The sequence below is a fragment of the Desulfosporosinus sp. OT genome (assembly GCF_000224515.1).
GTDB lineage: Bacteria > Bacillota > Desulfitobacteriia > Desulfitobacteriales > Desulfitobacteriaceae > Desulfosporosinus.
This window is the reverse complement of the sequence record NZ_AGAF01000165.1, coordinates 41,803-65,140: the sequence shown is the minus strand read 5'-3', so window position 1 is coordinate 65,140 and position 23,338 is coordinate 41,803. Positions and strand designations below refer to the sequence as shown.

26 protein-coding genes, 1 riboswitch and 1 other annotated feature are annotated in these 23,338 nt (G+C 41.8%); of the genes, 24 read left to right on the top strand and 2 right to left on the bottom strand.

The window, feature by feature from the left end:
- Positions 1-62: 62 nt before the first annotated feature.
- Positions 63-602 carry a hypothetical protein gene (locus DOT_RS15365; RefSeq protein WP_139024219.1) on the bottom strand — a complete coding sequence of 180 codons (540 nt, stop codon included), beginning with the start codon at positions 600-602 and terminating at the stop codon, positions 63-65.
- 319 nt (positions 603-921) lie between these two features.
- On the opposite strand from DOT_RS15365, the gene DOT_RS15360 reads away from it, so the two are divergent.
- From DOT_RS15360 to DOT_RS15280, 19 genes are all read left to right on the top strand, one after another.
- On the top strand, positions 922-1,581 hold the full coding sequence (locus tag DOT_RS15360) for an MgtC/SapB family protein (RefSeq protein WP_040412377.1): 660 nt from the start codon (positions 922-924) through the stop codon (positions 1,579-1,581).
- Positions 1,582-1,659: 78 nt separating this feature from the next.
- Positions 1,660-1,995 (top strand) — a binding site (T-box leader).
- Positions 1,996-2,034: 39 nt separating this feature from the next.
- Positions 2,035-3,540: a 2-isopropylmalate synthase gene (locus DOT_RS15355; RefSeq protein ID WP_009620543.1), complete on the top strand. Its 1,506-nt coding sequence runs from the start codon at positions 2,035-2,037 to the stop codon at positions 3,538-3,540.
- Positions 3,541-3,848: 308 nt separating this feature from the next.
- Complete coding sequence (locus DOT_RS15350; RefSeq protein WP_009620541.1) at positions 3,849-4,790, top strand: LysR family transcriptional regulator; 942 nt, start codon at positions 3,849-3,851, stop codon at positions 4,788-4,790.
- Between the two features lie 313 nt (positions 4,791-5,103).
- On the top strand, positions 5,104-6,207 hold the full coding sequence (locus DOT_RS15345) for an ABC transporter permease (protein ID WP_040412372.1): 1,104 nt from the start codon (positions 5,104-5,106) through the stop codon (positions 6,205-6,207).
- A gap of 2 nt (positions 6,208-6,209) precedes the next feature.
- On the top strand, positions 6,210-7,145 hold the full coding sequence (locus tag DOT_RS15340; RefSeq protein WP_009620535.1) for an ABC transporter permease: 936 nt from the start codon (positions 6,210-6,212) through the stop codon (positions 7,143-7,145).
- Positions 7,146-7,193: 48 nt separating this feature from the next.
- On the top strand, positions 7,194-8,225 hold the full coding sequence (locus DOT_RS15335; protein ID WP_009620533.1) for a BMP family protein: 1,032 nt from the start codon (positions 7,194-7,196) through the stop codon (positions 8,223-8,225).
- A 13-nt stretch (positions 8,226-8,238) separates the two neighbouring features.
- The gene (locus tag DOT_RS15330) at positions 8,239-9,750 is read left to right on the top strand and encodes an ABC transporter ATP-binding protein (protein WP_009620531.1); all 1,512 of its coding nucleotides are present in this window, start codon (positions 8,239-8,241) and stop codon (positions 9,748-9,750) included.
- A gap of 40 nt (positions 9,751-9,790) precedes the next feature.
- Entirely contained in the window at positions 9,791-10,327 is a 537-nt protein-coding gene (locus DOT_RS15325; RefSeq protein ID WP_009620529.1) for a helix-turn-helix domain-containing protein, read from the top strand.
- A gap of 348 nt (positions 10,328-10,675) precedes the next feature.
- Positions 10,676-11,809: a BMP family ABC transporter substrate-binding protein gene (locus tag DOT_RS15320; RefSeq protein ID WP_009620525.1), complete on the top strand. Its 1,134-nt coding sequence runs from the start codon at positions 10,676-10,678 to the stop codon at positions 11,807-11,809.
- 137 nt (positions 11,810-11,946) lie between these two features.
- Positions 11,947-13,452: an ABC transporter ATP-binding protein gene (locus tag DOT_RS15315; protein ID WP_009620523.1), complete on the top strand. Its 1,506-nt coding sequence runs from the start codon at positions 11,947-11,949 to the stop codon at positions 13,450-13,452.
- Entirely contained in the window at positions 13,442-14,515 is a 1,074-nt protein-coding gene (locus DOT_RS15310; RefSeq protein ID WP_009620521.1) for an ABC transporter permease, read from the top strand. Before DOT_RS15315 ends, DOT_RS15310 begins: the two co-directional genes overlap by 11 nt.
- A gap of 4 nt (positions 14,516-14,519) precedes the next feature.
- On the top strand, positions 14,520-15,452 hold the full coding sequence (locus DOT_RS15305) for an ABC transporter permease (protein ID WP_009620519.1): 933 nt from the start codon (positions 14,520-14,522) through the stop codon (positions 15,450-15,452).
- A 116-nt stretch (positions 15,453-15,568) separates the two neighbouring features.
- On the top strand, positions 15,569-17,335 hold the full coding sequence (gene ade / locus DOT_RS15300; protein ID WP_009620517.1) for an adenine deaminase: 1,767 nt from the start codon (positions 15,569-15,571) through the stop codon (positions 17,333-17,335).
- Positions 17,336-17,438: 103 nt separating this feature from the next.
- A complete protein-coding gene (locus tag DOT_RS31270; protein WP_083824131.1) occupies positions 17,439-17,693 on the top strand; it encodes a hypothetical protein in 255 nt (84 codons plus the stop codon).
- Between the two features lie 23 nt (positions 17,694-17,716).
- Positions 17,717-17,890 carry a hypothetical protein gene (locus tag DOT_RS31265; RefSeq protein ID WP_242833850.1) on the top strand — a complete coding sequence of 58 codons (174 nt, stop codon included), beginning with the start codon at positions 17,717-17,719 and terminating at the stop codon, positions 17,888-17,890.
- A gap of 82 nt (positions 17,891-17,972) precedes the next feature.
- Complete coding sequence (locus tag DOT_RS15290) at positions 17,973-18,449, top strand: hypothetical protein (RefSeq protein WP_009620511.1); 477 nt, start codon at positions 17,973-17,975, stop codon at positions 18,447-18,449.
- Positions 18,446-18,580, top strand: a complete 135-nt coding sequence (locus DOT_RS32435) for a hypothetical protein (protein ID WP_009620509.1) — start codon at positions 18,446-18,448, stop codon at positions 18,578-18,580. Before DOT_RS15290 ends, DOT_RS32435 begins: the two co-directional genes overlap by 4 nt.
- 14 nt (positions 18,581-18,594) lie before the next feature.
- A riboswitch (cyclic di-GMP riboswitch) is annotated at positions 18,595-18,678 on the top strand.
- 129 nt (positions 18,679-18,807) lie between these two features.
- Positions 18,808-19,359 carry a sigma-70 family RNA polymerase sigma factor gene (locus DOT_RS15285; RefSeq protein ID WP_040412399.1) on the top strand — a complete coding sequence of 184 codons (552 nt, stop codon included), beginning with the start codon at positions 18,808-18,810 and terminating at the stop codon, positions 19,357-19,359.
- A complete protein-coding gene (locus tag DOT_RS15280; protein WP_009620505.1) occupies positions 19,356-20,105 on the top strand; it encodes a DUF4367 domain-containing protein in 750 nt (249 codons plus the stop codon). The genes DOT_RS15285 and DOT_RS15280 overlap by 4 nt, the downstream gene beginning before the upstream one ends.
- 67 nt (positions 20,106-20,172) lie before the next feature.
- Here the strand turns inward: DOT_RS15280 and DOT_RS30530 are convergent, their stop codons facing one another.
- Positions 20,173-20,340: a hypothetical protein gene (locus tag DOT_RS30530; protein ID WP_009620503.1), complete on the bottom strand. Its 168-nt coding sequence runs from the start codon at positions 20,338-20,340 to the stop codon at positions 20,173-20,175.
- A 152-nt stretch (positions 20,341-20,492) separates the two neighbouring features.
- Here DOT_RS30530 and DOT_RS31420 point away from each other — a divergent pair, with 152 nt between their 5' ends.
- From DOT_RS31420 to DOT_RS15255, 5 genes are all read left to right on the top strand, one after another.
- Positions 20,493-20,702 carry a hypothetical protein gene (locus DOT_RS31420; RefSeq protein WP_207637047.1) on the top strand — a complete coding sequence of 70 codons (210 nt, stop codon included), beginning with the start codon at positions 20,493-20,495 and terminating at the stop codon, positions 20,700-20,702.
- 247 nt (positions 20,703-20,949) lie between these two features.
- Complete coding sequence (locus tag DOT_RS15270; RefSeq protein WP_009620499.1) at positions 20,950-21,780, top strand: hypothetical protein; 831 nt, start codon at positions 20,950-20,952, stop codon at positions 21,778-21,780.
- A gap of 152 nt (positions 21,781-21,932) precedes the next feature.
- On the top strand, positions 21,933-22,256 hold the full coding sequence (locus tag DOT_RS15265; RefSeq protein ID WP_009620498.1) for a hypothetical protein: 324 nt from the start codon (positions 21,933-21,935) through the stop codon (positions 22,254-22,256).
- Between the two features lie 63 nt (positions 22,257-22,319).
- Complete coding sequence (locus DOT_RS30525) at positions 22,320-22,583, top strand: hypothetical protein (protein ID WP_040412366.1); 264 nt, start codon at positions 22,320-22,322, stop codon at positions 22,581-22,583.
- A gap of 143 nt (positions 22,584-22,726) precedes the next feature.
- On the top strand, positions 22,727-23,155 hold the full coding sequence (locus DOT_RS15255; protein ID WP_009620493.1) for a hypothetical protein: 429 nt from the start codon (positions 22,727-22,729) through the stop codon (positions 23,153-23,155).
- Positions 23,156-23,338 lie beyond the last annotated feature (183 nt).

Below are 23,338 nucleotides of genomic sequence, written 5' to 3'. Positions count from 1 at the left end.
TGATTGTGGAATTTAATTTATTGTGCAGACGCATGTCTATTATGGAGATTTTACAGTAAAGGTTAAGAGAGATGCCTCCTAATGTAGGTATGGCCAGAAGTCGCTTTAAACGGGTAAAAGCTAATCGCCTTTTTGGTCTTAGGTAAAAATCTGAGTTTAGAGACAAGATACTTTTCATCGTCACTACTCAAAGCCCGCTGCCGATGGTTATGCTTTTTACCGAATAATTCTTCATATACTACTTCTCTGTGTAACTCTAGGCTGCGTTCGTAGATAAAACAACGCTCACCGAGTGAAAACTGAATATAAAGGTTTTTAGGATCTTGATTATGAATTCCGATGAGCTTCATGGGTTGAGTTCTATCAATTTTGGACCATCCAGCATACATATCACGGATTTCGGAAACTGTTTGATTATAGCAGCTAGGACAGATAGAATATTGGCCAAGCTGGTTTTCATTAACTAACGGATTTGGGTTAACAAAAAAGAGCTCCCGATCATAAACCTTAATTCTTATGATATTTAAAGTGGGTTCCAACTGTGATACAATCACTAAATACTCAGGCACTAATTCAACGATGCTAGTGTTTATCTCTTCCAAGCGTTTAACCCCCTTATATTTCATATCCTTTAGTTATTTCCGCAGAAGGGTATCTTTAGCCGGAAAATTTTAGGCTGTTAATACATACTTATATATTAAGTCCCTTGCTTAGTACCCCTATGTGAGTTGGAAAATGTCATATGAAGGGGTGAAATGAGTCATTAACGCTAAAGCACAAGGACGAGTGGCTTCAAAGGTTGTTTTCATTGTTACAAAGATATTAAGTGATGGTTATAGAAGGGAAAACGAGAACTTTAGCCAAAAAGTAAGGTAGAAGATAATCGAAAATAGAGAAAATACAGAGAAAGATGTGGGGACAGTGGTAATTACTGATTATGAGATTGCTGTAAGAATATTTCTAGCTTGTGTTTTCGGTGGAATAGTAGGCTTTCAAAGAGAGCGACATGATAGTCCAGCAGGGTTTAGAACGCATATTTTAGTTTCTTTAGGTGCCGCTTTAATCATGATTTTATCAATGTATGGATTCTCGGATTTTACGACAGTAAACAAAGATCCTGCTCGACTAGCCGCCCAAGTTGTTTCAGGTATCGGTTTTTTAGGAGCCGGTACTATTTTAAGGGATGGAGTCTCGGTTAAAGGACTCACAACAGCCGCTTCACTATGGGTGGTTTCAGCGATAGGTTTAGTCACAGGAGCCGGATTCTATTTTTCTGCATTCCTGGCTACGTTTTTAGTTTTTGTTACATTGGAGCGTTCAGTCGAACATTATTTTTTTAGAAGTAAACAGATATTACAGATAGTTACAGTGAATGGAACTTGCAAAGTCAAAGAAATCAACCGTATTATTGAGTCACATAAAATAATCGCTCAAAATATTTCTATGTCTTTATTAAATGAAGAGCAAAACAAAACAACCTTTGAATACACTTTAAGAACTCCCTTTAAGCGAATAAATATAGATAAAATCATCGAGGATCTCAATGAAGTTGACGGGGTTTTCTCTGTCGAAAAGAATTAAATTCAGGAGAACCAAAATTAACCTAATATTTATCCTTGACAATAATAAAAAGTAATGTCAAAATGTTATAAAACAGTTAAAATGACGATGAGAGGGAATAGTACAGTTCAGTACCCGTTTCAGAGAACTGCCGGTTGGTGAAAGGCAGTAATGGGATAGAATTGGAACTCTTCCTCGAGTAGCCGACCGAAATTGATTTAAAGTAGGCTCGGACGGAGCTTCCACCGTTAAAAGGAAGGGGATATCGGATGACTCGAAGATAGTTGTTCGATGTTAGTAGTTCGATCTAGGATCTTTTTTTCGGTCGAACTACGTACAGCGAACCACGAATATCGATAACTCCCGTATCTGCAGAGAAGACGGCTATTTGCTGTCAACTTGAGTGGTACCGCGAACTAACCCTTCGTCTCAATTAGAGACGAAGGGTTTATTTATATTTAAGGAGGAATTTATATGCGTAGATTATATGTTTTTGATACTACCCTCAGAGATGGAGAACAATCCTTGGGGATCACACTCAATGTTAAAGAAAAATTAGAAATTGGCCATCAATTAGTGAAGCTCGGCGTTGATGTCATTGAAGCGGGTTTCCCAGCTTCTTCACCAGGGGATATGGAATCGGTTCGAACGATCGCACAGGAAATGAAAGGAGTTATCATTTGTGGGTTGACAAGAGCGGTAGTAAAGGATATTGATATTTGTGCTGAGGCCTTACGCAATGCTGAATATCCTAGAATTCACACGGGCATAGGTGTTTCGCCAATTCACATGGCCAAGAAATTTAAGCTTACACCGGACCAAGTCGTGGAGCAGGCTGTTTCTGCTGTTAAGTATGCGAAGAAATATGTAAGTGATGTGGAGTTTTACGCTGAAGATGCTTTTCGGAGTGACCCAACGTTCTTGGTGAGGGTCATCGAGGAAGTAATCCATGCTGGGGCTACAGTAGTTAATATCCCGGATACTGTTGGCTACGCTAACCCATGGGAATATGGAGAATTAATTAGTTTTGTTATTAATAATGTTAAGCATATTGATAAAGCAATTGTAAGCGTGCATTGTCATAATGATTTGGGAATGGCAACGGCGAATTCTCTAGCTGGTATTAAAGCTGGAGCTAGTCAGATAGAAGGGACAATCAACGGCATCGGAGAGCGGGCGGGTAATACTTCCCTGGAAGAGGTGATTATGTCGATTTATACCCGACATGATGGTTACGGGGTGGAGAGTAAAATTAACACCCGTGAGATATCTGCCACAAGCAGACTTGTTTCACGGATAACAGGAGTGACCGTCCCGGATCATAAGGCGATTGTCGGAACCAATGCTTTCATGCATGCTTCAGGCATTCATCAAGACGGGGTTCTAAAAGACAGAGAAACCTATGAAATCATCCAACCAGAAACCATCGGTATTCCTCAAAATACGATTAGTCTTTCAGCAAGATCAGGGAGACATGCTCTTAAATATTGTCTCGAGGAATTAGGGTATCAAATAGAAGGTGCTCAGCTTGAGGATGTTTATCAAAGATTCTTACTGTTGGCAGATCAGAAGAAAGAAGTGTTTGATCAGGACCTTTATGTATTGATGGGAGATTCCGGGGGTACAGCAGATAGTATTCTGCTTCGGGATATGTCTATCGCGACAAATGGAGTTGAGATGGCGACAGCTACCGTAACCCTGGAAATAGAAGGGGAAATGATGACAGATGCTGCTTGTGGCAACGGTCCTGTGAATGCTCTTTTCAATACTATTGATAGGATAACAAGGAATGTTGCAACGCTTGAAGATTATACGCTGAAGTCTGTAACTAGAAGCAGTGAGGCTTTGGGAGAGGCCACAGTTAAGTTGCGTTATGAAGATGGCCGTCTGGTGTTAGGCAAGGGGTTCTCTACTGACATAATTGAAGCCAGTGCTAAAGCGTATATTAATGCTTTAGAGAAGAGAACTTTTCATAAATAGTAAAAGAAACCCATATAAACTAAAGCAAGAACTTAGCTTAAAAACCTTGCATTTCTATCCTTATTAGGGAAGAGGTGCAAGGTTTTAATAATCGGGTATTTTCATAAGATGAAAAATTATACTGCTTAAAAGTAATTAGAGTACATTTGTATAATTTTTCAAAATAAAAATTATAAATGGAAGGAAAAGCGAAATATCCGGCGAAAATAATAGGAACAAGTTAATATACTATTGCATAGATAGATGATAGCGTAAATTAAGAGCGCTATTCAATAGATATAGGGGGCTAGGAAGGGAGATATATCATCATGGAACAACATTTTCTTGTGTTCAAAGATGTTGCAGAAACCAAAAACATTACGTTATCAGCGAAGAAGCTCCACATGAGTCAACCCAGTATTAGTTTGCAGATTCAGAATCTGGAGAATCAGTATGGTGCTCGTTTTTTTGATCGCACTAATAAAGGAGTTACTTTGACTAAAGAAGGTCAGATTTTCTATGCACATGTTCGAAGTGTCTTAGACCTGCTTACAAATGCTAAAGAGCAGATCAGCGCTCTTGCACTAAATCAGAGAGGACTGATTCAGCTCGGCGCGACTTTAACGATAGGAGAATATATCCTTCCTAATATTTTGGCATTTTTGTATAAGACTCACCCAGACGTGGACTTTAAAGTAAAGATCGCCAATACAGAATCAATTTCTCAAGATGTTTTGGAGAAGAAGATGCATATTGGTCTGATAGAGGGGCCAGTTCCCCAGCATAAGGATCTTAATGTGGAGAGTTTCTGGGAAGATGAGTTGGTAGTTGTGATTCCCTATTTCCATCCTTGGGCGTCAAGGAATAGTATTACCTTAGCCGAACTTCCTCACGAGCGTTTGGTGACTCGCGAAGATGGTTCTGGGACACGCAGGGTAATGGAGATGGCCCTTAAAGAGAGAGGGCTTGATCCGGATCAATTAAATATATCGATGGAACTGGGAAGTACACAAGCAATCAAACAACTAGTTTCGGCAGGACTTGGAATTACCATTATTTCTTCTTTGACTGTTAGCCGGGTAGGTGACAGAAAGACATTTAAAAGCTTAAAAATTCAAGATGCTCCCATTTATCGGCCTTTAAGTATTCTTACCAATGCTCGAGCCACCCAAACTAAAGATGAGCGCATCTTAATTGACTTACTCCATGATCACAGATTGCTAGCGGATGTTTTGAGTAAAGATTATAATGAATTAGAGAATCTTGAGTAGGGCACGGTGCATAGTGACCCTAGGAATTAAGATAAATGTTTAACAATAGAGAATTTCTTGTGCGGAAATTTACTCACACTAAGAAATCATTGCAATATTTTAATATAGGTAATATAATATGGGCAAGTCCAGGTATTGAGCAATGAAGCTTTCTGGAGATTTTTAATCTCTAGAAAGCTTTTTTTATACTTGTCAGAAAAGTATAACTTAAGTGCTAAGGCAGCGGCCAACCAAGTTTTCTTTAAAACCGGGGGAGGGGGAACGAAATTTCATACATATTATAATTTTCACTACAGGATGGAGTTGTATATAGTTGAGTTCACGATCTAGAGGGGTCTTTATTCAAATTGTAGTGTTGCTTGCCGCTTTGGTAGGGGCACTCCTAATCGGCGCAGTATTTCTCATTCTTGCAAAGTCGGACCCGTTAAAAGCTTATGGAGTGATGTTTACAGGGCCGATCAGTGACAAATTCGGGATCACAGAGACCCTTGTACGGACAGTCCCGCTGCTTTTGGTGGGGTTAGGGATTGTTATTTCTTTTCGTAGTGGGATTATCAACATTGGTGCTGAAGGCCAGATTCTGGCTGGAGCGATTGGAGCGGCGGCAGTCGCTGTATCCTTGCCAGATATGCCAGCGGTACTCTTGCTCCCCTTGGTATTTCTGGCGGGTGGATTAAGTGGCGCCGTATGGGGAGGGATTGCTGGTTGGTTAAAGGCGCGCTTAGCTGTCAATGAAATTCTTAGTACAGTGATGCTAAATCAGATTGCCTTACAATTATATCTGTTTCTTATACGTGGACCGTTAATCGACCCAAAAGAAGTATCTTATGGTACGGGTGTGCCACAAACAGCTTCAATCCCTCAACAGATCTGGCTCAGTCGGCTTATCCCAGGGACCAGGCTGCATTCCGGTCTGATTTTCGCCCTGTTATTAGCGGTATTGGTTTATTTCTTTTTGTGGCGCACCAGTATCGGATATCGTATGCGAGCAGTTGGTGCTGGACCTGAGGCCGCTCGCTACGCTGGTATTAAAGTGGAATGGTACTTGATTTTAGCTATGGCTCTCGCTGGAGGAATGGCTGGATTGGCAGGTGCAGTTGAGGTGACAGGGGTTCATCACCGCGCCATTGAAGGTATATCTGCAGGTTACGGGTTTAGCGGTATTGTTGCTGCCCTTTTCGGTCGCTTGCATCCATTGGGTACTATTCCAGCTGCAGTGCTGTTCGGCGCCCTGCTTTTAGGAGCTGATATGATGCAAAGGGCTGTAAATATTCCAGCAGCCATGGTTATGGTGATCCAAGGACTAGTCGTCTTGTTCGTGGTATCAAGTGATTATTTCTTAAAGAATCCAAGCTTCCTAACCCATTTGAAGGCAAAGATATTTGGACAAAAAGTTGACGGGGAAGGTGGCAAGTAATAATGGAAGGTGTCATGAATTCCGCTATTATCATCAGTATACTAGCTACTGGAATCCGTTTAGCTACACCATATCTTTTGGCAGCTTTGGGGGAAATGTTCACCCAACGCTCAGGGGTCTACAACCTAGGGGTGGAAGGAATCATGATGATGGGTGCCTTTGCAGGATTCTTTGCTACTCTGCATTTGGGAAGCCCTTTACTAGGCATCATTGCTAGCCTAATCATAGGAGCGTTAATGGGTTTGTTGATGGCGCTGGTCAGCGTAACCTTTAAGGCTGAACAGGGAATTAGTGGCATAGGACTTTACATGTTTGGTTGGGGTCTGTCTGGTTTATTATACCGCCTGTACGTGGGAGGAATCACGTCGATCGACGGCTTGAAGGAAGTTAAAATTCCTCTGCTAAGCAATATTCCATTCCTGGGTCCGATATTTTTCAACCAAAACATACTAGTTTATACAGCTTTAGCGCTGGTGCCGTTGTCGGGTTTTATACTCTATAAGACGAGTTGGGGCCTTAATGTTCGGGCTGTGGGCAACAAACCTGAGGCAGCTGATACCTTGGGAGTGAATGTAGTGCGTATCAGATACGAGTGTTTGATTGTCGGCAGTATGCTAGCTGGTCTAGCTGGGGCCTTCTTAACCATTGGTCAGGCCAATATGTATGCAGATAATATCACGGCTGGCAGGGGGTTTATTGCCATTGCTTTAGTTTATTTTGGTCGCTGGAGTCCTTGGGGGATTCTATTAGGTTCTCTCTTGTTCAGTATGGCTGATTCTTTTCAGAGCATGGTGCAAGTTTTAGGAATTAACTTTCCCTACGAACTAGCCGTTATTTTACCTTACGTGGTAACCATAGTTGCCTTGGCAATCTCCTTTGGGCGGGTTTGGGCCCCAGCGGCACTGGGTAAACCCTTTCAGCGCGGAACCAGAGGTTAATATATCGATGGTTAAAACAGATATAGAAAATGAAGGAGGAAAAAGAAATTGAAAAAAGTATTAACTTTAATGTTGGCCGTCTTTACCCTGTTGGCCTTCACAGCCGGCTGTGGTACCAATACCACCGACGCCAGTAAGACTGCTGAGACAGCCCCGCAGGCAAAAGCGGAAAAGGTTCGCATCGCTCTTGTACTCCCAGCTACGGTTGATGATCTAGCTTGGTGTCAGTCCATGGTAGAAGGTTTGAAAGCAGTTCAGAAAACCATGGGTGAAGACAAGGTGGAGGTTGTAACCAGCGAAAAGCTGGGTAGCGCAGTGGATGCGGGAGCAGCTATACGTCAATATGCAACCCAAGGGTATGATATTATCATTGCCCACGGTTCCCAGTATCAAAGCGTATTAATGGATATCGCCAAGGACTTCCCTAAGACAACCTTTGCCTATGGTAGTGGCTTTGAGACTGCACCGAATATTTTTGCCTACGACCCACAAGCCCAAGATGGTGGTTATCTGTTAGGTATGCTGGCAGCCATGACAACTAAATCAGGCATTGTAGGAATTGTGGGCCCTGTAGAATCTGGAGATGCAGTTAAGTTCAATTCTGGTGTCCAACAGGGCGTTGCAAAAGGAAAAGCCGATGTCAAAACACGTATTGCCTATACGGGCTCTTTTAATGATATTGTAGGAGCGGGCAATCTGGCCAAAACTCAAATGAGTGCAGGTGCTGACATCCTTACTGGTTCCTCGCAGCAGGCCGTAGGAGCAATGCGAGCCGTTGCGGAGAACAAGGGCAAATACTGGCTTTCCACGGATATGGATCAAAGCAGTGTCGCTCCTGATACAGTTTTAGCAGCCCAAGCATATAACTGGGAAAAGGTCGTAACCAAAATTATTGACTTGAGAAAACAAGGAATTCTAGGTGGACAACACCTTACCTTGACTTTTGCCGATGGAACGATTGAGCTAAAATACAATGAAAAACTGGCTGACAAGATTCCCGCGGAAGCAAAAGCTGCTGTAGAACAAGCGAAACAAGACATTATTAGCGGCAAATTAAAGGTGGAATTACCTAAGAAATAATGGGTGAATATACATGGTTGAAAAGATCCAACACCTAGAAATGCATGGAATCACTAAACGTTTTCCTGGTGTTCTAAGCAATAATAATGTGAATATCCACTTAGATGCAGGTGAGGTACTTGCTATTCTGGGTGAAAATGGAGCAGGCAAAACAACTCTGATGAATATCCTTTACGGTCTTTACCAACCTGATGCAGGTAATATCTCGCTTAACGGCAAGAAGGTAAAGATAAACTCTCCCAGTGAGGCCATTCAACTTGGGATAGGGATGGTACACCAGCATTTTATGCTGGTTCCCACCCTTACTGTATGTGAAAATGTCATCTTAGGGCTGTCTAAGACATTCTTGGTAGATTTAAAAACGGCTAAAAAACAAGTTCAAGAAATAACGGACAAGTATGGTTTAGCGATTAATCTCGATGCCTATGTTTGGCAGTTGAGTGTCGGCGAACAACAGCGCGTCGAAATTGTCAAAGCTCTTTATCGGGGTGCTAACCTGCTGATTCTTGATGAACCTACAGCGGTCCTCACTCCCCAGGAATCTAATGAGTTAATTTTGTTGCTCAAAAACATGTCCAATCAGGGAAACTCAATCATCTTGATTAGCCATAAATTAAATGAAGTTATGGCAATTAGTGATAGAGTGACCGTACTTAGGGACGGTGAGGTTTGTGCAGACGTCAATACCCTGGAAACTTCCCAGGAAGCTCTGGCACGACTGATGGTCGGAAGGGACATGGCTCCCTGTCGAAGGGATAGCGAGTTTTTTCCAGGCAAACCTATTTTAGAACTTCAAGATGTTTTCGCCAAAGGAGATATGGGGACAGATGCTTTGGCCGGAGTTTCACTCACTATCCGCGAAGGGGAGATCTTGGGAATTGCCGGAGTTTCAGGCAATGGACAAAAAGAACTTGCCGAGGTAATCGGCGGGCTAAGAAAAGTAAGTAAAGGAAAAATAGTTTTAAATGGCAAAGAAAGTACAAAAATGGCGCCAGCTAGAATTATTGAACAGGGTCTGGGTTATATCCCGGAGGACCGGCTTCACGTGGGGACTATTCCTTCCTTTAGTATCTGGGAGAACCTAATTTTAAAGGATCATCACCAACCCCCGTTTGCCAAGCGTTCTCTCCTGCAAAACCGAGTGATTATGTCCCACAGTTCGTCTTTGGTAGAGAAATATGGCATTAAAACTCCTAGCTTAGAAACTCCTACAGGCAGGTTGTCCGGTGGCAATATCCAGCGGGTAATTTTGGCGAGGGAAATAACCCGAAATCCTGTAGCCTTAGTGGCAGCTTATCCGACACGCGGAGTGGACATCGGGGCAACAGAATACTTGCATAGTAAGCTCTTGGAAGCTCGCAGAAACGGCATTGGAGTGTTGTTGATCTCCGAGGATCTAGAGGAATTGACAAGTATTTGTGATCGCATAGCAGTTCTTTACGAAGGGAAAATTATGAAGGTTATGCCAGTGGAGGAAACAGACGAACGGTTACTGGGTCTTTTGATGGCCGGTATTGTTGAGTAATCTTGCTTACGGTGCGAACTTGTGGAAAGAGTGGTAAGTGATGCTGGGTGAAAAAATCCGCACTAAAAGAATGGAGAAGCAACTGACCCTAAAGGATTTGGCAGAAAGGACCGGGGTGACGCAAGGTTTTTTGAGCCAAGTAGAGCGGGACCTTACGGATCCCTCAATCACTTCTTTAAGAAGAATTGCCCATGCCCTCGACGTGCCCATATTTTACTTTTTGATGGATGAAGCCAAATCAAGCCCAGTTGTGAGGAAAAATGAGCGTCAGGTTTTGAAATTTCCAGACTCACATCTTACCTTTGAATTGTTGTCTCCCGATTTGAACAGAAGTTTGGAGATGATGATGGCGCGATTGGAACCAGGTGCCGTTACTTGTGACGAACCCCTGACCCATCCCGGAGAAGAGAACATCTTGGTTGTACAGGGACAGATGAAAATCCAAATTGGGGAGGACATTCATACTTTAGCAGAAGGAGACAGTATCTATTATTTCTCGAGTATTCCCCATAAGATTTGGAGCATTGGTCCAGAAGACCTGATCTTTATTTCGGCTATAACCCCTCCGGCATTTTAAGTGTCTATGCTCATAGACTTTTTTCGCAGATATAGACCAAGGACACCAGCAGTGGAAGATACTTTTTTTCTTTATGAGGAACTTGACAGAAAACGTTTTCCTAAGGTACCATCTGAGTGAATCGGCTTGTCTATCATCCCGAGAAAAACTTCTATAAATAGTTTTAACGATTTCCAAATTGGGCAATTTCCCTAACAATCTGCCTGAAAGTAAGGAATCCGGGAAGTGACGACGGTATCCAGGATAAGTGTTAATTAATTTAGACTGTCAAGTCAGAAAGAAGGGATGAAAGAACAGTATATTTACGTGAGAAAATCCCAAACTAATAAATACAATGGAGGAGAGATTATGAAAAAAATTAACAAAATTGGAGTGCTGACGCTGGTCCTTGCTATGATTCTATCGGTGTTGCTCAGCGGGTGCTCCCAAGAAAGCAAGCCATCGACTAATGAACAAGCAAGCAAGCCAGCTACAGAAGAAAAAATCAAAGTTGCGTTTGTTTATGTTGGACCTGTGGGCGACTTTGGTTATACTTATGCCCAGGATCAGGGCAGAAAATATCTCGAATCTCAAATGAAGAACGTTGAAACAACGTTTGTTGAAAACGTTCCCGAGACTGCAGATGCTGAACGTGTTTTCACAGATCTGGCTCAAAAGGGCAACAAGATCATTATTGGTACCAGCTATGGTTACATGGATTACATGGTTAATGTATCTAAGAAGTTCCCGGATGTTGTCTTTGAACATTGCAGCGGTTACAAAACTACTGACAATTTAGGCACATATTTCAACCGAGACTACCAAGCCCGGTACCTGACCGGTATGGTAGCAGGAAAATACACAAAGAGCAATGTTCTCGGATTCCTTGCACCGTTCGGTACACCCGAAGTCATCCGTAATATTGATGCCTTTACCCTGGGTGCTCAATCGATCAACCCTAAAGTTCAAGTTAAGGTTGTTTGGACAAATTCCTGGAACGATCCAGCAACGGAAAAAACTGCTGCCAACAGTTTGATTGACGCAGGCGCCGATGTATTAGCGATGCATGTCGATTCGCCAACGTTTGCTCAGACAGCTCAAGATAGAGGCGTTCTGGCAGTTGGACACGACTCCGATATGTCAAAATTTGCACCTAATTCTATCCTTGTTGGTGATGTATCCAACTGGGGTCCATATTTCGTGCAAGTAGTCAAGGAAGTTATGGACAAAACATGGAAACCAACACAATATTTTGGCGGAATTAAGGATGGCGGAATCATTGATATTACGCCTTTCAGCGACAAAGTTGATAAAGACTTCCAGGCTACAGTTAATGCCAAAAAACAGGATATTATGAATGGAAAATTCGATCCCTTCTCAGGACCAATCTATGATCAAAGCGGCACCCTGAAAGTCAAAGATGGAGATAAAGCTCCCGATGATGTTCTCCTTTCCATCAATTGGTTCGTTAAAGGCGTATCGGGATCAATTCCCAAATCTTAACCGATCGAACAAGGTCAGGGGACACACCTATAGGTATGTCCCCATTGAAATGAAGAATGGTGTTAGCAGCAAACCGGCGGGACTCTCGCCGGTTTGCGGTAATGTTTGAAAGGGTGAGATCAATGGGAGATACCCCCATGATAGAAATGCGCAAAATCATCAAAGAATTTCCGGGCATCCTGGCCAATGATCAGGTTTCGTTTAACGTTAACTCTGGCGAAATCCATGCTCTGCTCGGTGAGAACGGGGCGGGGAAAAGCACGTTGATGAGCGTGCTCACAGGCCTCTATCGTCCCGATGGGGGTGACATCTACATTGAGGGCAAGAAAACTGAATTTTCGTCGCCGAAGGATGCTGTCAACTACGGTATTGGGATGGTGCACCAGCATTTTAAGCTTGTTCAGCCATTTACAGTGGCTGAAAACGTCATGCTTAGTATTAAGGATCTAAAACAGATTTATAACCTCAAAGAAATTGAGCAGCAGATTATCAAGCAATCAGAAGCCTTCGGACTTTCCATCGACCCAAAAGCGAAAATTTGGCAACTCTCGGTCGGAGAGCAACAGCGAGTGGAAATCATTAAATTACTCCTGTTGGGTGCCAGAGTTTTGATACTTGATGAACCGACTGCTGTACTGACCCCTCAGGAAGCCAATGCGCTCTACGAAACGCTTCTAAAGATGGTTAAAAATGGAAAATCAGTCATTCTTATTTCTCATAAAATGAATGAGGTTTTAGAAAATACAGATCGCATAACCGTTTTACGAGACGGAAAATCCATAGGTACTGTTCATACCAAAAATACGAATGAAAAAGAGCTTGCCAAAATGATGGTGGGCAGAAATATTAGTGACGTGGTGGAAAAGAAATCCCATCGCAAAAACGATAAAGTTCTGTCTTTAAATAATGTATCGGCTTTGGGCAACAATGGTTTGCTGAAATTGAAAAATATCTCGATCGATATATATGACGGAGAAATACTTGGCGTCGCGGGGGTTGATGGCAACGGCCAGAAGGAGCTTGCCGACACTGTGGCAGGCCTGCGTATGGTTAAACAAGGAAGCGTTTCCTTCTGCGGAAAGGACTGCACAAAATCCGGTCGAAAAAAACGGATTGATCTGGGTATTAGCTATGTACCAGAGGATCGCATGACCACCGGGCTTGTGACAGACCTTAACGCTTATGAAAATATGGCCCTTAAAAGTTATCGCAAGAATCATGGCGCCTTTATTCGTTGGGATAAAGTTAGAAGTGACACCGATCGGTTAATACAAAAATTTGATGTCAGGTTAGCGAGTACAGCTAACCCAGTTAAGATGATGTCGGGCGGAAACATTCAGAAGCTTCTGCTGGCACGTGAAATCGACTCCGATCCGAAGCTGATTATTGCGGTGTATCCGATGCGTGGCCTTGATATCGGGGCGACCGATTATGTCAGACGACTACTCATAGAGCAGAGTGAAAAGGGTAAGGCAGTGCTCCTTATTTCAGAGGATCTGGAAGACCTTCTTTCCATGACGGATCGCATCATCGTGATGCACGGGGGTGAAATCATGGGCGTTGTTAACCCTAGTGAAACGTCGCGTGAAGAAATCGGCCTGATGATGGCCGGTAAAAGAAAGGTAGATCTTCATGAATCTTAAATTGTTGGGAAATTGGGAGATTAAAAAAACAAATTCAAGCTCGGCTCTGAAAAAGTTTGGAATCTCGTTGACCTCCATAGTGCTGGGGCTGATTTTTGCTGGCCTCTTTGTGTTGCTCACTGGAAAGGACCCGTTAAAACTTTACAGTGAGATTCTACAATCTTCCGTTGGCTCAGCCTATGGCCTTAGTGAAACGCTCGTAGAAATGATTCCTCTTGCGCTTTGTTCCCTCGGGGTTTCGTTGGCTTTTCGCATGCAATTATGGAATATCGGGGCAGAAGGCCAATTTTATATGGGAGCTTTTGGTGCTACCTATTTCGCTTTGTTTTTTTCGAACCTGCCAATACTCGTAATGCTCCCACTCATGTTGGTTGCCAGCTTTATTTGCGGCGGACTTTGGGCCTTGATTCCGGCCATTCCGAAGGCTTACTGGAATGTTAATGAAACCATTAGCTCGCTCTTACTGAACTATGTGGCTTATTTTTGGATTGCCTATCTTGTTTATGGTCCTTGGAAAGATCCAAAGGGAAACAATTTTCCTCTCACCAAACAATTTCCGGATAGTGCGACCATACCAGTTTTCGGCAACACTCGAATCAGTTACGCCATCTTTCTTCTGCTAATCATTGCCATAGCGATGTTCTTTCTTATCAAATATTCTAAGTGGGGATATGAGATCCGCGTCAGCGGATCCAGCCGCAAGGCGGCAGATTATGCAGGCATGAGTTATGTTAAAAATGTCTTGAAGGTGATGTTTTTAAGTGGGGCAATATCGGGAATTGCCGGTATGGCTGAGGTTTCAGGCGTACTTCACCGCTTGCAGCAGACGATTTCTCCAGGCTATGGCTACACCGCCATACTTATTGCCTTGCTTGCTCGGCTGAATCCCATAAGTATCTTGCTGGCATCCTTTCTAATGGGCGGGCTGCTGGTCGGTGGTTTCAGCCTGCAGACCTCCGGTTTTCCTTCGAGCATGGTGTCCATGTTTCAGGGCTCGATTCTGTTTTTCGTGCTGGCCGGCGAAATCTTTAACAATTACCGTTTGGTAAGAAAGAAGGCATGACGGTATGGATTTAAACTATATAATCGCCATCCTTGCAGCTGGAGTCGTTGCAGGCACCCCGATTTTATATGCTTCGCTTGGTGAAGTCATTGCTGAGCGTTCGGGAATCTTGAATCTAGGTGTTGAGGGCATGATGCTCGTGGGAGCTGTAAGCGCCTTTTACGTGGGTACTTATACAGACAACAAATGGCTGGGCCTATTGGTGGCCTTGATAGCGGGCGGACTTATGGCGCTAATTCATGCGGTCATTACCATCGTTTTCCGTGCGAGTCAAGTGGCGAGCGGTCTGGCACTGACTATTTTTGGTACGGGCCTGTCAGCATACCTGGGACGTGGCTTGGTGGGAATTCCGCCCACCTCGACCTTTAAAGCAGTTGCCGTCCCGCTATTCTCTCAAATTCCTATAATTGGTGATATATTTTTTAAACAGGACATTATGGTTTACCTCAGCGTAATTCTAGTTGTCATACTTTGGTTCGTTTTTTACAAAACAAAGATAGGCCTTCTTCTCAGGGCGGCTGGCGAAAATCCATCGGCGGTAGACGCTCTGGGACATAACATCTTTTTCGTCCGGTATGCCGCTGTTATTGTCGGAGGTATGCTCGCTGGCGCGGGTGGTGCCTATCTATCACTAGCCTATTCTCCCTCCTGGATTGAAAACATGTCGGCTGGCCGAGGTTGGATTGCGGTTGCACTTGTAATCTTCGCCGTCTGGGATCCAGCTCGTGCTCTACTGGGTGCGTGGCTATTTGGTATTATTGCTTCACTAGGCTTACATCTTCAAGCCTTAGGTGTCATGATCCCATCTAATTTTTTACAGATGCTGCCTTATGTCTTTACATTTGTGGTCTTGGTCTTCACTACACGGGAGACAAAAAACAGGCGTTCAGGAACACCTGCTGCACTTGGAATTCCATATTCACGTGAGGAACGTTAAGGACTCTATATACAAAAAGTGAGCCAACCAGAATACATTGTGTTGGCTCCTTCATTTTTGTACCTGCTAGCATGCATGGATCTACCTTTCATGCTTGAAAAAAGGAGTGTTAGGCAGTGCGAACCTACGAAGAAATCAAAACCGTACTTGAAGCCGGATTAAATATCATCGAATGTGACCTAAAGTTGGAGAATGTAAACCTTGTAAATGTCTACTCAGCACAGATCTATCAGACTAATATCTACATCAAAGGGAAACGGATAGTTTCAATTGATCCATTGGCTGAATTAAATGCGATTGAAACCCTAGACTGTGGCGGGATGTATGCCATGCCAGGTTTTATCGATGGTCATATGCACTTTGAAACAACTCTTCTCTCACCTGAAGCCTTGGCGGATGTCCTTGTCCCGCATGGTACAACGACAATTATGGCGGATCTCATGGAAATTGCCAACGTAGCAGGAATTGAGGGTGTAAAAGCACTGGTCAATTCCATCGCGGAGCTCCCATACAGGACCTTTATCCAGGTGTCTTCCCGAGTACCAACTGCACCTGGCTTGGAGACTACGGGTGGAATTCTTGGTCTTGCGGAAGTGGAAGAAATGTTAGATTGGTCAGAAAGTATCAGCTTGGGTGAGTTAGATCCATCTAAGGTTCTTGTGATTAAAGAAGAATATCTTAAAAAAATTGCTGCCGCCCTGCAACGACGCAAGATAGTCAATGGTCACGCTATTGGCCGTGTTGGGCAAGAGCTCAACGTATATGCCAGCGCAGGGATGTCCGACGACCACGAGTGTGTTACCTATGAACAACTCCTAGAGAGAGTGCAATTAGGATTGACGGCGATGCTCAGAGAAGGCAGCACAGAACGTAATGTCGAGGAGCTGATTACAGGGGTTCTTAAACAAGGCCTGAGCCATGAACATTTGATTTTCTGTACGGACGACAAACATGCTATCGATATTCGGAACGAAGGCCATATTAACTATAATGTAAATAAAGCGATCTCTCTGGGGATGCCGCCAATGCAGGCCATCCAAATAGCAACCTTGAACTGTGCAAGACATTTCCGGTTAGAAGATGAAATAGGGAGTATTACCCCCGGCAGGTTAGCCGATATCTTACTCGTTAAAGATTTATCGAACATCGCTCCAGCTAAAGTTATCTATGAGGGGCAGATTGTTGCGGAAAACGGCCATCTCGTGGTGGAAAGCAAACACAGAAACTACCCTGATTGGATCAAAGAGACGATTATACTCAAGGCGCCCGTCAGTGCTAAGGCATTTGTTGTCCCAACGCAAAGTCAAGGGTCGACAGCCCGGGTGAACGTGATCCGGATTTACGATGACCAAATTATTAACGAGTGGGATGTCGAAGAACTCACCATTACAAACGGACAACTCCTGAGTAACCTGGAAAAAGATATTTTAAAACTGGCTATTGTTGAGCGTTATGGTAAGACCGGAGGGGTGGGGATTGGTTTTGTTAAGGGATTCCGCCTGAAAGAAGGAGCCTTAGCGACATCCATGTCTCACGACCATCACAATATCGTCTGCGTCGGTACGAATGATGAGGACATAGCTTGTGCCGCCAATGCGATTCACAAGCTGCAGGGTGGTATGGTGGTCGTTAAAGAAGGACAGGTCATAGGAAAAATGGAACTTCCGATCGGAGGTTTAATGAGTGAGAAACCAGCTGAGATTGTGCTTAAAGAGCTTGAAGAGGTCAACGAGGCGGCTCGACAGTTGGGATGCCACTTGCCTTCCCCGTTTATGTCTCTTTGCTTTATTTCTTTACCTACAGTTCCCAAGTTGGGATTGACAGACTTGGGGTTAATTGATGTGTTGAATCATAAGTTGATTAATGTCGAAATTAAAGGTTAAATGCTTAGCAAGGTTTCAGACTGCTTACGCGTTACTGGCAAACTTACAAATTATGTTGTTATCATTCTTTTGGGGGAGTTAAAGCGCGTTTAGTGTTACTTCAGTGAACATCTCATGGTATATGTTTTCGTGTACGCAGCAGGACGAGAGCCGGTCGATCTCGGAAAATTCAGCTTGGGGTATCCGGAGACGATTTGAACAGGGAAAGGTTCATGTGAACCAAACAAAGTTTCTGGGCTATGACAAAGATGAAAATGGGGACTTGGTGATTAATGAGAAGCAAGCCAAAATCGTAAGACGGATTTACAACGATTACCTTGATGGCAAAGGTCCTAACCGAATAGCTAAGGACCTGTAGCCTTTGTTAACACTTTCAATGCGGTGGTTGAAAACAAGGATTACTTCATGGGTAAGTGGGAAAACCAAAGTAACGGAGACGATGTTCTTAAGCGAGTCATTGCGCAGCGATTTATTGGTACATTCAAAACGGCAAAACCGATTGGGCGTTTTGATGTAGAGCAGTACTTTAAACTGATGGAAAAGATACCGTTTTAGATGGTAAGTTGGTTGTTAGTCTACTTGAAGGGTCTGAAGTAGAATGTGAGATTGAATAAGGATAAAAATGTAGCCGACTGGGGTGAAGCTTTCACCTTGGTCGGCTTTTTTTAACTATTTTAAAACACTGGGTAGTAGTAAGGAAACCTTTTTAGAGAAACTAATGCAGGATATTTACCGGGGGCTTGAGCCTATAGAGGAAAACTACACGATGGAGTTGCTACACGCCAGGCTTGCCGAACTCCAACAAGAAATGAAGAACCTGGTAAAGCGGGGAATGAAGGCAGGGACGGTTGATGAAAAGGAACACTCAGAACTTAGCGCCGAGATTAAGTCAATCCAAAACCGGATGGCAAAGCTCAAAAAACAACAAACAGAACGGGCAATTCGGGAAAAACGGGTGGAAGAATTAAGGGATTATCTGATGGGGCAGGAGAGTGGGATTGAGAAGTTCGACGATGTTTTATTTCGGAGGTTCGTTGAAAAAGTAATCGTACAATCGATGGCGGAGGTAGTGTTTTTGTTTAAGGTTGGGGTAGAGGTAAGGGAGATACTGTGATAAATGAACTGCCGGTCGGAGTAGAGGTAACTTCGACCGGCATATTTCTTCGCAGAAAGAATAATTCAGATATTGAAAAATATTTTGTCCATCACCCGATTTCGACAATTTTTGAGCAAGATATGTTGTAATATTTATCTAGAAAAGATGAAAAAGGTAAACCCGTTGAAAGACGGGGACACAAAGCTATGGGTCTAAGGCTATACGCTATGACTGCCAGGTTGCCACTATAATTCAGGTTTATTAGCCTTTCTCTTATTTTGGAGAAGGGTTTTTTATGCAAACAAATAAGTAAATTGAACTTTTAAGAGAGTAAAGTAGTATCATTCACAATGTTTAGGGGGGAATTAATTTGTCTATGAATCCCAGTTCAAATTCCCTGGAACTGTTCGAGATCTTATTCAGACAGTACTATAGCAAGCTATACCAAATAGCTTATTCAATAACTAGAGATAAAGAACTAAGTAAAGATGCTGTTCAACAAGCTTTTTTACAGGCATATCGAAAAAGAGACCAGCTTAAAGATAAAGGCAAATTCTCCGCCTGGGTTACGACAATAACAGTTAATGAAGCGAAGAATCTGGTTAAATCATCAATCCGATTAAAAGTTGTTCCTATAACTGATATAACGGATGATATTAAAACAATTCCAGTAGCTGATTCTTTTGAACATGCTTATTTAATTAAAGATCAGATAGAACGTGTCCTAAATGTTCTATCGGTTGATGATTCAGAAATATTGGTTTTAAGATATTATTCGGACTTGACATTAGAAGAGATAGCATCTATTTTGAAAATAACTGTACCGAATGTAAAAATCCGTCTATATAGGGCGAGAGCCAACTTCAAAGAAGTTATGTCTATTCAAGATGCTTCAGACAACGTCCAGTTAAGGGGGAAATCCCATTGAGATTAAGCGATGAACAACTTGACATATTAATAAAGGAACGCATATCTTCGGAATTACAACAAATACCGGTTCCCTCAATAGATGAAGAATGGCTTAAGTTTAAGAACATTGTTTTAAAGGAGAAAAAGAGCCGCCGGATAACGCCGAAGTCCTTGATAGCTGCTATGGCAGTGTTTATGTTAATCATTAGCTCTTTGACATTATTTAAACCGGTCCAAGCTTATGCTTTCGGTGAACGTTTTCTCCAAATGCTAAGTCACATAGTAGGTAAATCTACGCAAAACAAAACAGAGACGATTAATAACTATTTTACCGGAACGAAAACTCCGGCAGTTAACAATCTTGGAGCACTTGTTGAGCAAGAGACCACTTTGGAAGAGGCCCAAAAGAACGTTTATTTTAAAATAGCTGAGCCCAAGTATTTACCGCCCGGAACAAAGTCTATGAAAATTTCGATTTCTAATCTTAGTACTGATGTTAACAGGATAACCATTAACTATGATGTTCAGGGTCAATTACTTCTTTTTACCCAACAAAATGCTGTATCAACAGTTTCCCAAGGTTTAGTATACGACACCGATGATACGGTAAATAAAGATATTACGATCAATGGAGCACCGGCAACTCTATTGCAACAAAAAAATGGCGTATATATCTTAACATGGTATCAGCGCGGACTCATGTTAAAATTAACTGGGCAATTATCGACGGACGAATTCTTAAAAATTGCCGAATCTATCAATTAAAATTAGACTAAAAGGGGCTTTCTCTGGTTAAGAAGAAGCCCTCTTATTTTTTATGAAAAAATATATTTTAGACAGCTTTTTTGTAACCTTTGCTTGTTTTCCGTTGTCTTAATAGTGAAAGCATTTTTAAGGAGGAATTATCCATAAAAAGACTCTTACCCGTGTTTTTAGCCCTGTTTTTACTTTTGATTCCCTTAACAGCTCTGGGTGCAACAAACAACACAAGTACTGGCAAGTTGGTACTCCCCCTGACATATCAAACTATTTCAGGGGGAGGTAGCCAACTGTCAGACAATGGAAATGGGAAAATTACTATCTCAGGTTATACCTCAACGTATTATCCAGTTTCACAAATCGGTTTAACCCTTCACCTTCAGTATCTAAAAAATGGAAATTGGTATACTCTTTAAACTTACAACTACACATCTTCCAACGGATCATACGTGTCCGGAGGCCAAAATTCAGGCGTATCGCCCGGGTATTATTACCGAGTGTTTGCAGAGCATACCGCATATAACGGGTCAACGTATGAAACAGGTTACTCCTATGCTGAAGCGGTTTATATACCTTAGATTGTTGAATGCCGGTACATCATGAGGAGGAAATATTATAACCTAGTTATTTAGATGGCCTTCGCCATTTAAATAAGGGACGCCATCAGATCAATCATACCCGCAAAGTACCATTTGATCTGATGGCGTTTTGCCCCTACACAAATTGTAGGTAATTTTATACTACACCTACTGGGGATGTTTGTGAAGGGAGATTCAGTAAAAGGGAGGGAATGTGATTCGGCTTTTTATCCCCAAGAAATATTTATCTTAACAGGGGAGGTGATGTTATTATGCTTAAAAAGCTGAAAAATCTAGTAGCTATGATTACCTGTTCTATATTCATGTTTTCAAGCGTTGCCCCAGTTATGGCAAGTAACACAAATTCAGCGATGACCACTTCTTCTTATACTAATCAACAGAAACAGGCCATTGAAAAACTATCAAAGTCTGAGGATAAATTGGTAGATTATCTTAAGGCTAATTCAGCTACTAACAAAAATATAAAAACACTTATCGACAATTTTTTCAGCAATGAATTAACAAATGACGAAAAATTTACCGGAAATGAAATTGCCGAATTAAATACTTTATCAGAAAACAATAGAGAGGTTAAAGCAAAGTCACTCAATAAGACAAAAGCAAAGGTTCCTACAGCTGTAAGAAAATCCGTTGTAATAAATGATACTGATATTGATTTCTATGACAATGGAATATTTGCTATTGGGAAGAACAATACATCAACAACTAGTGACATTTCTGTTGCTGCATCAATTAGATACGCACAGTCCTATAAAGACTATTACTCCTGGGTAGGTGTGCATATATTTACCGTAGCACAATCTTTGAACTTCTCATATGATGGAGTAAAAGCTGATTACGCTGGTAATTATGATGGTTGGTATCAACGTGGAAGTATATTATCACTTTGGCAGGTTAGTGAATGGGAAGAAGGCCATTACGCTGTTGGAAACAATTATGAGGCAAAAGTATCTGGATTGTTCCATACGGGTTTTGAATACCAAGGTTTTGGATTGGTTATTCAAGACCTTGTAATTACGCAATATGTAACATGTTATCCGAATTCAGCTTATGATGCAACGTATATTGAAAGAGACGTTTAAATGCTGACTACACTTTTGATTTTTCGATTAATATACTTTAGTCCCGAATTTAGAGCAAGAATCTTAATTCTTGCTCTAAATTTACTCAATTTAAAGTAAATGTTAATTAAATCAAATCATAAGTAAAGATTATTAAGGAGGTTCTTTTAAATATGAAAGATGATATACAAAACACAAAACCTAAAATTGGGATTGGCACAATATCTTTAATTCTAATTATAATTGGAGGATTATTTTCTTTTTCATTTGATTTTGTAGCTTTAGGAGACTTAATTCTCAATTCATTAGGTCTGAAAGCATGGTCGAATCTAAATTCAGGAATCCATTATACTATCTTTTATTCTTTAATATTTTATATCCCTGCGTTAATTATCAGTTTTAAATTTAAGGATGATTTTGGTTCTAGACTAGGACGTAAAATAGCAATAATAATGATGTTATTTACATTATTTAGCTCATTCTTAATAAATGGATAGCGGTTTCTTAAACTTCAAAAAGATTTGAAGTTTGGACACAAGGAGTTAGGCCTAATTTATTAATTGCAGGAAGCATTGCTTCGAGAAATCATTAGCGATCTTGCAAAGCACGGTTATGTAGACATTTTGGAATTTGAACAATCAACTGAATGCTCGAGAGGAAAAAACACTGAAGAATATCTCCACCGGCTTCTTTTCCTTCCATCAGGGAACACTTACTTTCCGCAATATGTCGATAGACAAGCGGAACATCGCACTTTTACGTTAAAATTAACTGGGCAATTATCGACGGACGAATTCTTAAAAATTGCCGAATCTATCAATTAAAATTAGACTAAAAGGGGCTTTCTCTGGTTAAGAAGAAGCCCTCTTATTTTTTATGAAAAAATATATTTCGACAGCTTTTTTTGTAACCTTTGCTTGTTTTCCGTTGTCTTAATAGTGAAAGCATTTTTAAGGAGGAATTATCCATGAAAAGACTCTTACCCGTGTTTTTAGCCCTGTTATTACTTTTAATTCCCATAACGGCTCTGGGTGCAACAAATAACACAAGCACCGGCAAGTTGATACAACCCCTTACCTATCAAACTATTTCAGGGGGAGGTAGCCAACTGTCAGACAATGGAAATGGAAATATTACTATCTCTGGCTATACCTCAACGTATTATCCAGTTTCACAAATCGGCTTAACCCTGCACCTTCAGTATTTAAAAAATGGAAATTGGTATACTCTTCAAACTTACAACTACACATCTGCTAACGCATCAAATGTGTCCGGAGGCCAAAATTTAGGCGTATCGTCCGGGTATTATTACCGGGTTTTTGCTGAGCACACAGCATATAACGGGTCAACGTATGAAACAGGTTATTCTTATACTGAAGCTGTTTATATTCCTTAAATGATGTAAAGCCGGTATTGCATCTATATAGGAAGAAAAAATCACGTGGGTTATTTAGATGGTATTCGCCATTTAAATAAGGGACGCCTTAAGATCAATCATACCCGCAAAGTACATTTGATCTTAAGGCTCTTTTGCCCCTACACAAATTGTAGGCGATTTTATACTACACCTACTGGGGAT